Origin of the sequence: Pseudomonas sp. KCJK9058, from assembly GCF_046230975.1 — a bacterium.
GTDB classification, from domain to species: domain Bacteria; phylum Pseudomonadota; class Gammaproteobacteria; order Pseudomonadales; family Pseudomonadaceae; genus Aquipseudomonas; species Aquipseudomonas alloputida.
The window spans coordinates 20560-31577 of the sequence record NZ_JBJJLR010000058.1 but is presented as its reverse complement, the minus strand read 5'-3'; the positions used below and the strand labels follow the sequence as shown (position 1 = coordinate 31577).

Sequence of the window (11018 nt, the reverse complement as noted above, 5' to 3'; positions counted from 1 at the left end):
CCTGTGGGAGCGGGCAAGCCCGCGAAGAGGCCGGTACAGGACAAATAAAAAAGGCTGCCCGAGGGCAGCCTTTTACGTTCAGCGATCAACGCTTACTTGCGGTCTTTCAGAGCAACGATGTCACGCTTCTGCTCACCGGTGTACAGCTGGCGCGGACGGCCGATCTTGTACGGGCTGGAGAGCATTTCTTTCCAGTGCGAGATCCAGCCCACGGTACGTGCCAGGGCGAAGATCACGGTGAACATGCTGGTCGGAATGCCGATCGCCTTGAGGATGATCCCCGAGTAGAAGTCGACGTTCGGGTACAGCGAACGCTCGATGAAGTAAGGATCGGTCAGGGCGATCTCTTCCAGGCGCATGGCCAGTTCCAGCTGCGGGTCGTTCTTGATGCCCAGCTCGCGCAGGACTTCGTCGCAGGTCTGCTTCATCACGGTGGCGCGCGGGTCGCGGTTCTTGTACACGCGGTGACCGAAGCCCATCAGCTTGAACGGGTCGTTCTTGTCCTTGGCCTTGGCGATGAATTTGTCGATGTTCGAAACATCGCCGATCTCATCCAGCATGGTCAGTACGGCTTCGTTCGCACCGCCGTGGGCCGGGCCCCACAGTGCAGCGATACCGGCGGCGATACAGGCGAACGGGTTGGCACCCGACGAGCCGGCCAGACGAACGGTGGAGGTGGAGGCGTTCTGCTCGTGGTCGGCGTGGAGGATGAAGATCCGATCCATTGCCTTGGCCAGCACCGGGCTGATCGGTTTGATCTCGCACGGGGTGTTGAACATCATGTGCAGGAAGTTTTCCGCGTACGACAGGTCGTTGCGCGGGTACATCATCGGCTGGCCCATGGAGTACTTGTAAACCATCGCAGCCAGGGTCGGCATCTTGGCGACCAGGCGCACCGCGGAGATTTCGCGGTGTTGCGGGTTATTGATGTCCAGGGAGTCGTGATAGAACGCCGACAGGGCGCCGACTACGCCGCACATCACCGCCATCGGGTGAGCGTCGCGGCGGAAGCCGTTGAAGAAGGACTTCAGCTGCTCGTGAACCATGGTGTGGTTCTTGACGGTGCTGACGAACTGGGCCTTCTGCTCGGCATTCGGCAGTTCGCCGTTGAGCAGCAGGTAGCAGGTTTCGAGGTAGTCGGACTGTTCGGCGAGTTGCTCGATCGGGTAGCCGCGGTGCAGCAGGATACCTTTGTCGCCGTCAATATAGGTGATCTTCGACTCGCACGAGGCAGTCGCCATGAAACCTGGGTCGAAGGTGAAGTGACCAGTGGCCCCTAACCCGCGGACGTCGATTACATCAGGACCAACGGTGCCGGTTAAAATGGGCAGCTCGACGGGGGCAGCGCCCTCGATGACCAACTGCGCTTTTTTGTCAGCCATGTGGCCTCCTATTAATGCTTGAAATCATCAGACAGACCCCCCACGCAGGGCCCGCACCACTATAGAGGGATAAATTCAGATGTCAATTTGCCTAAAGGCTTGTTGAATCAGGCATTCAAGCCTGATTTTTCCCGAAATTCTCGCCCATTTACGCCTTTTGTTCATTAAAGGCAATGCGCTATTTGGGCTACCCCGTCACGTTGTCATAAGCAGCCTAACTGTCTATACTCGGCACCCGACCGCCAGGGGCTTGCAAGCCCGAACTGCTGGGGGTCGCCGTTCCCTGGGTGGTGGGTACCTGACCAGTACACTTACCAACAACTTTGCCCTGATTCGCTAGGGGCTCTTCAGTGTGAAAAAAGCCGTGAAAAGCCAACGACCTGTAAACCTAGACCTAAGGACCATCAAGCTCCCCGTCACTGCGTACACGTCCATCCTGCACCGTATCTCCGGCGTCATCCTGTTCATCGGCCTTGCCATCATGCTTTATGCACTGGGCAAGTCGCTGGGTTCCGAGGAAGGCTTCGGTGAGGTGAAGGCGTGTCTGACCAGCCCGCTGGCCAAGTTCGTGACCTGGGGTCTGCTGTCCGCCCTGCTTTATCACCTCGTGGCAGGTGTTCGTCACCTGATCATGGACATGGGTATCGGTGAGACGCTGGAAGGCGGCAAGCTGGGCTCGAAAATCGTGATCGTCATCTCCGTGGTGCTGATCGTTCTGGTGGGAGTTTGGGTATGGTAACCAATGTCACGAACCTGTCGCGTTCGGGCCTCTATGACTGGATGGCGCAGCGCGTTTCTGCGGTCGTTCTCGCGGCTTACTTCCTCTTCCTGATCGGCTACGTGGTCGCCCACCCAGGCATCGACTACACCCAGTGGCATGGTCTGTTCTCCAACAACGCGATGCGGATCTTCAGTCTGCTGGCCCTCGTTGCCCTGGGCGCTCACGCCTGGGTTGGCATGTGGACCATTGCAACCGACTACCTGACGCCTATGTCGTTCGGCAAGTCGGCAACTGCGATTCGTTTCCTGTTCCAGGCGGTATGCGGCGTTGCGATGTTCGCTTACTTCGTCTGGGGTGTGCAGATTCTCTGGGGTATCTGATCCATGGCTAGCATTCCAACCATTTCCTTCGACGCCATCATCATCGGTGGCGGCGGCGCCGGCATGCGCGCAGCGCTGCAACTGGCTCAAGGCGGCCACAAGACTGCCGTAGTCACCAAGGTCTTCCCGACCCGTTCGCACACCGTATCCGCCCAGGGCGGCATCACCTGCGCCATCGCTTCGGCCGACCCGAACGACGACTGGCGCTGGCACATGTACGATACCGTCAAGGGTTCCGACTACATCGGTGACCAGGACGCTATCGAATACATGTGTCAGGAAGGCCCGGCTGCGGTCTTCGAACTGGACCACATGGGTCTGCCGTTCTCGCGCACCGAAACCGGCCGCATCTATCAGCGCCCGTTCGGTGGTCAGTCCAAGGACTTCGGTAAAGGTGGCCAGGCCGCCCGTACCTGTGCCGCTTCGGACCGTACCGGTCACGCGCTGCTGCACACCCTGTACCAGGGCAACCTGAAAGCGGGTACCACGTTCCTCAACGAGTACTACGCAGTTGACCTGGTGAAGAACCAGGACGGCGCATTCGTGGGTGTGATCGCCATCTGCATCGAAACCGGCGAAACCCTGTACATCAAGTCCAAGGCCACCGTGTTGGCCACTGGCGGTGCGGGCCGTATCTACGCGTCCACCACCAACGCCCTGATCAACACCGGTGACGGTATCGGCATGGCCCTGCGTGCAGGCGTGCCGGTGCAGGACATCGAAATGTGGCAGTTCCACCCGACCGGTATCGCCGGCGCCGGTGTACTGGTCACCGAAGGTTGCCGCGGTGAAGGTGGCTACCTGATCAACGCCCACGGCGAGCGCTTCATGGAGCGTTACGCGCCGAACGCGAAAGACCTGGCCGGCCGCGACGTGGTTGCCCGTTCCATGGTCAAGGAAATCATCGCCGGCAATGGCGTGGGCCCGAACAAGGACCACGTACTGCTGAAGCTGGACCACCTGGGCGAGGAAGTGCTGCACAGCCGCCTGCCAGGTATCTGCGAACTGTCCAAGACCTTCGCCCACGTCGACCCTGTGGTCGCGCCGGTGCCGGTGGTTCCAACCTGCCACTACATGATGGGCGGCGTTGCCACCAACATCCATGGCCAGGCCATCACCATGGACGCCGACGGTCAGGATCACATCATCCCGGGCCTGTTCGCCGTAGGTGAAGTGGCGTGCGTATCGGTTCACGGTGCCAACCGCCTGGGCGGCAACTCGCTGCTCGACCTGGTGGTGTTCGGCCGTGCTGCCGGCCTGCACCTGGAGAAGGCGCTGAGCGAAGGCGTGGAATACCGCGACGCCAGCGACACCGACGTCGATGTTGCCCTGAACCGCCTGAACAAGCTCAACGAGCGTACCAGCGGTGAAGACGTTGCCAGCCTGAAGCGCGAGCTGCAGAGCTGCATGCAGAACTACTTCGGTGTATTCCGTACTGGTGAATACATGCAGAAGGGTATCGAGCAACTGGCCGGTCTGCGTGACCGTATCGCCAACGTCAAGATCAACGACAAGTCCCAGGCCTTCAACACCGCGCGTATCGAAGCGCTGGAGCTGCAGAACCTGCTGGAAGTTGCCGAAGCTACCGCCATCGCGGCGGAAGCCCGTAAAGAGTCCCGCGGCGCTCACGCCCGTGAAGACTTCGAAGACCGTGACGACGAAAACTGGCTGTGCCACACCCTGTACTACCCGGGTGAGAAGCGCGTTGCCAAGCGCGGCGTCAACTTTGCGCCGAAGACTGTTCCAGCCTTCGAACCAAAAGTCCGGACTTACTAAGGGTGGCTGCTATGTTGAAAGTCGAAGTTTATCGTTACAACCCGGACACCGACTCGGCGCCAAAAATGGAGTCGTTCGACGTCGATACCGGCGGCAAGGACCTGATGGTGCTGGATGTATTGGCACTGATCAAGGAAAAGGACGAGGGTTTCTCGTACCGTCGCTCCTGCCGTGAAGGCGTTTGCGGTTCCGACGGCATGAACATGAACGGCAAGAACGGGCTGGCCTGCATCACCCCGCTGTCGGCGGTGGTGAAGGGCGGCAAGCTGGTTCTGCGTCCTCTGCCAGGCCTGCCGGTCATTCGTGACCTGGTGGTCGATATGAGCATCTTCTACAAGCAGTACGAGAAGGTGAAGCCGTTCCTGCAGAACGACACCCCGGCCCCGGCCATCGAGCGCCTGCAGTCGCCGGAAGACCGTGACAAGCTGGACGGCCTGTACGAGTGCATCCTGTGCGCGTGCTGCTCGACTTCCTGCCCGTCGTTCTGGTGGAACCCGGACAAGTTCCTGGGCCCGGCAGCCTTGCTGCAAGCCTACCGCTTCCTTGCCGACAGCCGCGATACCAAGACTCAGGAGCGCCTGGCGTCCCTGGATGACCCGTTCAGCGTATTCCGCTGCCGCGGGATCATGAACTGCGTAAACGTTTGCCCGAAAGGTCTGAACCCGACCAAGGCAATCGGTCACGTACGTAACATGCTGCTGCAAAGCGGCACCTGATACAAAGCGTTGTACCTGCAGTAAGCCGAGGTGCGGGTGGTGAGCCCGCACTGAGGTAAAACCCGAACAAGGGCCCACAAAGCCCGCGTTCATTACCTATGAAGATATGAGACCAGCAGGGGCTTTCCGGGCTGGTACCCGGAAAATCAGCAGGATCCAGGTGGCGTGGTTCAGTCGCTGTTTTCGGACTTTTCCAGGTTTGCTGTGGCTCTCGCCGATCAGTCCCCTAATCGAGGGTGACCAAGCATGCAAGAAAGCGTGATGCAGCGCATGTGGGATAGCGCCCACCTTTCAGGTGGTAACGCTGCATATGTGGAAGAGCTCTACGAGCTCTACCTGCACGACCCTAACGCTGTGCCAGAAGAGTGGCGCACTTACTTCCAGAAGTTGCCAGCCGACGGCAGCACCGCTACTGATGTATCGCACTCGACAATCCGCGACCATTTCGTACTGCTGGCAAAGAACCAGCGCCGCGCCCAACCGGTTTCCGCCGGGAGCGTGAGCAGTGAACACGAGAAGAAGCAGGTTGAAGTTCTGCGACTGATCCAGGCCTATCGTATGCGCGGCCATCAGGCTGCCAAGCTCGACCCGTTGGGGTTGTGGCAGCGCCCTGCGCCCGTAGACCTGTCGATCAATCACTACGGCTTGACCAATGCCGATCTTGATACGACCTTCCGTGCCGGCGACCTGTTCATCGGCAAAGAGGAGGCGAGCCTACGCGACATCTTCGATGCACTCCAGAAGACATATTGTCGCACCATTGGCGCCGAATTCACCCACATCGTCGATTCCGAGCAGCGCAGCTGGTTCCAGCAGCGCCTGGAAAGCGTGCGCGGCCGTCCGGAGTTTTCCGCTGACGTGCAGGCCCACCTGCTCGAGCGCGTGACCGCCGGTGAGGGCCTGGAAAAGTACCTGGGCACCAAGTACCCGGGCACCAAGCGTTTCGGCCTTGAAGGCGGCGAGAGCCTGATTCCGATGCTGGATGAAATGATCCAGCGTTCCGGCTCTTACGGCGCCAAGGAGGTCGTGATCGGCATGGCCCACCGTGGCCGCCTGAACGTGCTGGTGAACACCTTCGGCAAGAACCCGCGCGAACTGTTCGACGAGTTCGAAGGCAAGAAGATGAACGAGCTGGGCTCCGGTGACGTGAAGTATCACCAGGGCTTCTCCTCGAACGTGATGACCCCGGGTGGCGAAGTGCACCTGGCCATGGCGTTCAACCCGTCCCACCTGGAAATCGTTTCGCCGGTGGTCGAGGGTTCGGTGCGCGCCCGTCAGGACCGCCGCAACGACACCGTTGGCGACAAGGTGCTGCCGATCTCGATCCACGGCGACGCTGCGTTCGCTGGCCAGGGCGTGGTCATGGAAACCTTCCAGATGTCGCAGACCCGCGGTTTCAAGACCGGCGGTACCGTGCACATCGTGATCAACAACCAGGTTGGTTTCACCATCAGCAACCCACTGGATGCGCGCTCCACCGAGTACGCGACCGACGTTGCCAAGATGATCCAGGCACCGATCCTGCACGTGAACGGCGATGACCCGGAAGCCGTGCTGTTCGTCACCCAGCTGGCCATCGACTACCGCATGCAGTTCAAGCGTGACGTGGTCATCGACCTGGTCTGCTACCGTCGCCGTGGCCACAACGAGGCTGACGAGCCGAACGGCACCCAGCCGCTGATGTACCAGCAAATCAGCAAGCAGCGCACTACCCGTGAGCTGTATGCCGAGCAGCTGATCCAGGCCGGTCGTATCGACGCCGAGCGCGCTCAGGCCAAGATCGACGAGTACCGCAACGCGCTGGACAATGGCCTGCACGTGGTGAAAAGCCTGGTCAAGGAGCCGAACCGCGAGCTGTTCGTCGACTGGCGTCCGTACCTGGGCCATGCCTGGACCGCGCGTCACGACACCCGTTTCGACCTCAAGACCCTGCAGGATCTGTCGGCCAAGCTGCTCGAGCTGCCGGAAGGTTTCGTGGTCCAGCGTCAGGTGTCGAAGATCTACGAAGATCGTCAGAAGATGCAGGCCGGTGGCTTGCCGATCAACTGGGGTTATGCAGAGACCATGGCTTACGCCACCCTGCAGTTCGAAGGTCACCCGATCCGCATGACCGGCCAGGACATCGGCCGTGGCACCTTCTCGCACCGTCACGCGGTGCTGCACAACCAGAAGGACGCCAGCACCTACATTCCGTTGCAGAACCTGTTCCCTGGTCAGCCACGTTTCGATCTGTACGATTCGTTCCTGTCCGAGGAGGCGGTACTGGCCTTCGAATACGGCTACTCCACCACCATGCCGAACGCGCTGGTGATCTGGGAAGCCCAGTTCGGCGACTTCGCCAACGGTGCGCAAGTGGTGATCGACCAGTTCATCACCAGTGGTGAGCACAAGTGGGGCCGCCTGTGTGGTCTGACCATGCTGCTGCCACACGGCTATGAAGGGCAGGGGCCGGAGCACTCCTCCGCGCGTCTGGAGCGTTACCTGCAGCTGTGCGCCGAGCACAACATCCAGGTCTGCGTACCGACGACGCCGGCACAGATTTACCACCTGCTGCGTCGCCAGGTCATTCGCCCGCTGCGCAAGCCGCTGGTCGTCCTGACGCCGAAGTCGCTGCTGCGCCACAAGCTGGCCATCTCGACCCTGGAAGACCTGGCAGAAGGCTCGTTCCAGACCGTGATCCCGGAAATCGACGCAATCGATCCGGCCAAGGTCGAGCGTCTGGTGCTGTGCAGCGGCAAGGTCTACTACGACCTGCTGGAAAAACGCCGTGCCGAAGGCCGCGAAGACATCGCCATCCTGCGTATCGAGCAGCTGTATCCGTTCCCTGAGGACGATCTGGTCGAAATCCTCGCCCCTTACACCAACCTCAAGCATGCGGTCTGGTGTCAGGAAGAGCCGATGAACCAGGGTGCCTGGTACAGCAGCCAGCACCACATGCGCCGTATCCTGGGCCGCCACAACAAGGCACTGGTCCTGGAATACGCCGGTCGCGACGCTTCTGCCGCGCCAGCCTGTGGTTACGCTTCGAAGCACGCCGAACAGCAGGAAAAACTGCTGCAAGACGCCTTCACTGTCTAACGCCTTCGCGCACCTGAAACCGAATTTAAGGAAACACAGATAATGGCTATCGAGATCAAAGCCCCAACCTTCCCGGAATCGGTTGCCGATGGCACCGTTGCCACCTGGCACAAGAAGCCGGGCGAAGCCGTCAAGCGTGACGAGCTGATCGTCGACATCGAGACTGACAAGGTTGTCCTGGAAGTACTGGCGACTGCCGATGGCGTGCTGGGCGACATCGTCAAGGGCGAGGGCGACACCGTCCTGTCCGACGAATTGCTGGGTTCGATCGTTGAAGGCGGTGCTGCCGCCGCGCCTGCCGCGGCCGCCGCACCTGCAGCGGCTCCGGCCGCTGCCAGCGCTGACGCCGGCGAAGATGACCCGATCGCTGCCCCGGCTGCGCGCAAGCTGGCTGAAGAAAACGGCATCGACCTGGCTACCGTGGCAGGCACCGGTAAAGGCGGTCGCGTCACCAAGGAAGACGTGGTTGCTGCTGTTGCCAACAAGAAGTCGGCTCCTGCCGCTGCACCGGCTGCCAAGCCTGCCGCTGCTGCCGCTGCCCCGGTTGTCGTCGCCGCTGGCGACCGTACCGAGAAGCGCGTGCCGATGACCCGCCTGCGTGCCAAGATCGCCGAGCGCCTGGTTGAAGCCCAGTCGAACATGGCGATGCTGACCACCTTCAACGAAGTGGACATGACCGAAGTCATGGCCCTGCGCTCGAAGTACAAGGACTTGTTCGAGAAGACCCACAATGGCGTGCGCCTGGGCTTCATGTCGTTCTTCGTCAAGGCTGCCACCGAAGCGCTGAAACGCTTCCCGGCTGTCAACGCCTCGATCGACGGCAACGACATCGTCTACCACGGCTTCGCCGACGTCGGTGTTGCCGTGTCCAGCGACCGTGGCCTGGTGGTGCCGGTGCTGCGTAACGCCGAGTCGATGAGCCTGGCTGAAATCGAGAACGGCATCGCTACCTTCGGCAAGAAGGCCCGTGACGGCAAACTGTCCATCGAAGAGATGACCGGTGGTACCTTCACCATCACCAACGGTGGCACCTTCGGTTCGATGATGTCGACCCCGATCGTCAACCCGCCGCAGGCCGCCATTCTCGGCATGCACAACATCATCCAGCGCCCGATGGCCATCAATGGCCAGGTCGTGATTCGCCCGATGATGTACCTGGCGCTGTCGTACGATCACCGCCTGATCGACGGCAAGGAAGCGGTAACCTTCCTGGTCACTATCAAGAACCTGCTGGAAGATCCGTCCCGCCTGCTGCTGGACATCTAACCCTCTGGCTGCGTACCGTGCCGGGCCTGGCTTCGCGAGAAGCCATGCCGCGCGGTTCGCGGCTTGTAGCTTGTAGCTGATAAGGAATCTTTTATGACCCAGAAATTCGACGTAGTGGTAATCGGTGCAGGCCCAGGCGGCTATGTAGCTGCCATCAAGGCCGCACAACTTGGTCTGAAGACTGCCTGTATCGAGAAGTACACCGACGCCGAGGGCAAGCTGGCCCTGGGCGGCACCTGCCTGAACGTAGGTTGCATTCCTTCCAAGGCGCTGCTGGACAGCTCCTGGAAATACAAGGAAGCCAAAGAGAGCTTCAACGTCCACGGTATCTCCACTGGCGAAGTGAAGATGGACGTGGCTGCGATGGTTGGCCGCAAGGCGGGCATCGTCAAGAACCTGACCGGTGGCGTTGCCACCCTGTTCAAGGCCAACGGCGTCACTTCGATCCAGGGCCACGGCAAGCTGCTGGCCGGCAAGAAAGTCGAAGTCACCAAAGCTGACGGCACCACCGAAGTCATCGAAGCCGAGAACGTGATCCTGGCTTCCGGCTCGCGCCCGATCGACATTCCGCCGGCCCCGGTCGACCAGAACGTCATCGTCGACTCCACCGGCGCCCTGGAATTCCAGGCCGTACCGAAGCGCCTGGGCGTTATCGGTGCAGGCGTGATCGGCCTGGAGCTGGGCTCGGTATGGGCTCGCCTGGGTGCTGAAGTGACCGTCCTGGAAGCCCTGGACACCTTCCTGATGGCTGCCGACACCGCCGTGTCGAAAGAAGCCCAGAAGACCCTGACCAAGCAAGGCCTGGACATCAAGCTGGGCGCTCGCGTCACCGGCTCGAAAGTCAACGGCAATGAAGTCGAAGTGACCTACACCAACGCCGAAGGCGAGCAGAAGATCACCTTCGACAAGCTGATTGTTGCCGTCGGCCGTCGCCCGGTGACCACCGATCTGCTGGCTTCCGACAGCGGCGTGACCATCGACGAGCGTGGCTACATCTTCGTCGACGATTACTGCGCCACCAGCGTTCCTGGCGTGTACGCCATCGGTGACGTGGTACGCGGCATGATGCTGGCCCACAAGGCTTCCGAAGAGGGCATCATGGTCGTTGAGCGCATCAAGGGCCACAAGGCCCAGATGAACTACGACCTGATCCCATCGGTCATCTACACCCACCCGGAAATCGCGTGGGTCGGCAAGACCGAACAGGCCTTGAAGGCCGAGGGCGTTGAGGTTAACGTGGGCACCTTCCCGTTCGCGGCCAGCGGCCGTGCGATGGCTGCCAACGACACCGGTGGTTTCGTCAAGGTCATCGCCGATGCCAAGACCGACCGCGTTCTGGGTGTTCACGTGATTGGCCCATCGGCTGCCGAACTGGTGCAGCAGGGCGCAATCGCAATGGAATTCGGCACCAGTGCCGAGGATCTGGGCATGATGGTCTTCAGCCATCCAACCCTGTCCGAAGCGTTGCATGAAGCAGCGCTGGCGGTGAATGGCGGCGCCATTCACGTGGCCAACCGTAAGAAGCGTTAATTATAAGAAACCACGGCGGGCTGCCCGTCGTGAGTCTTGCGTGCATGACTCACCGCGGAAAGTCCGCCGGACCGGATCACACGGGAAACCCGGGGTCAACGGTCACAGGTGGTGCGGCGCCACCGATGGCGCAGCGCCGAAGCGCAGTACCTAACGAAGACGGTAAAAA

General features: G+C 60.8%; 8 protein-coding genes. 7 read left to right on the top strand and 1 reads right to left on the bottom strand.

The genetic code is table 11. The features are described from left to right. Positions 1-92 precede the first annotated feature (92 nt). Positions 93-1382: a citrate synthase gene (gltA, locus tag ACK59Z_RS22950; protein WP_003254218.1), complete on the bottom strand. Its 1290-nt coding sequence runs from the start codon at positions 1380-1382 to the stop codon at positions 93-95. Positions 1383-1734: 352 nt separating this feature from the next. Here gltA and sdhC point away from each other — a divergent pair, with 352 nt between their 5' ends. From sdhC to lpdA, 7 genes are all read left to right on the top strand, one after another. After that, positions 1735-2121, top strand: a complete 387-nt coding sequence (gene sdhC, locus ACK59Z_RS22945) for a succinate dehydrogenase, cytochrome b556 subunit (protein ID WP_008091902.1) — start codon at positions 1735-1737, stop codon at positions 2119-2121. Beyond that, a complete protein-coding gene (sdhD, locus tag ACK59Z_RS22940; protein ID WP_003254214.1) occupies positions 2115-2483 on the top strand; it encodes a succinate dehydrogenase, hydrophobic membrane anchor protein in 369 nt (122 codons plus the stop codon). Before sdhC ends, sdhD begins: the two co-directional genes overlap by 7 nt. 3 nt (positions 2484-2486) lie before the next feature. Further along, entirely contained in the window at positions 2487-4259 is a 1773-nt protein-coding gene (gene sdhA / locus ACK59Z_RS22935; RefSeq protein WP_003254213.1) for a succinate dehydrogenase flavoprotein subunit, read from the top strand. An 11-nt stretch (positions 4260-4270) separates the two neighbouring features. Then, positions 4271-4975 (top strand): succinate dehydrogenase iron-sulfur subunit, encoded by a 705-nt coding sequence (locus ACK59Z_RS22930; RefSeq protein ID WP_003254212.1) that lies wholly within the window; start codon positions 4271-4273, stop codon positions 4973-4975. Between the two features lie 246 nt (positions 4976-5221). Continuing rightward, on the top strand, positions 5222-8053 hold the full coding sequence (locus ACK59Z_RS22925) for a 2-oxoglutarate dehydrogenase E1 component (protein ID WP_003254210.1): 2832 nt from the start codon (positions 5222-5224) through the stop codon (positions 8051-8053). Between the two features lie 42 nt (positions 8054-8095). Further along, positions 8096-9319 carry a 2-oxoglutarate dehydrogenase complex dihydrolipoyllysine-residue succinyltransferase gene (gene odhB, locus ACK59Z_RS22920; protein WP_003254209.1) on the top strand — a complete coding sequence of 408 codons (1224 nt, stop codon included), beginning with the start codon at positions 8096-8098 and terminating at the stop codon, positions 9317-9319. 93 nt (positions 9320-9412) lie between these two features. Continuing rightward, on the top strand, positions 9413-10849 hold the full coding sequence (gene lpdA, locus ACK59Z_RS22915) for a dihydrolipoyl dehydrogenase (protein ID WP_010954949.1): 1437 nt from the start codon (positions 9413-9415) through the stop codon (positions 10847-10849). Positions 10850-11018: the final 169 nt, after the last annotated feature.

Coding starts and splice junctions, on each gene's coding strand:
- gltA (WP_003254218.1), bottom strand. CDS start 1,382: ATGGCTGACAAAAAAGCGCAGTTGGTCATCGAGGGCGCTGCCCCCGTC.
- sdhD (WP_003254214.1), top strand. CDS start 2,115: ATGGTAACCAATGTCACGAACCTGTCGCGTTCGGGCCTCTATGACTGG.
- sdhA (WP_003254213.1), top strand. CDS start 2,487: ATGGCTAGCATTCCAACCATTTCCTTCGACGCCATCATCATCGGTGGC.
- ACK59Z_RS22930 (WP_003254212.1), top strand. CDS start 4,271: ATGTTGAAAGTCGAAGTTTATCGTTACAACCCGGACACCGACTCGGCG.
- ACK59Z_RS22925 (WP_003254210.1), top strand. CDS start 5,222: ATGCAAGAAAGCGTGATGCAGCGCATGTGGGATAGCGCCCACCTTTCA.
- odhB (WP_003254209.1), top strand. CDS start 8,096: ATGGCTATCGAGATCAAAGCCCCAACCTTCCCGGAATCGGTTGCCGAT.
- lpdA (WP_010954949.1), top strand. CDS start 9,413: ATGACCCAGAAATTCGACGTAGTGGTAATCGGTGCAGGCCCAGGCGGC.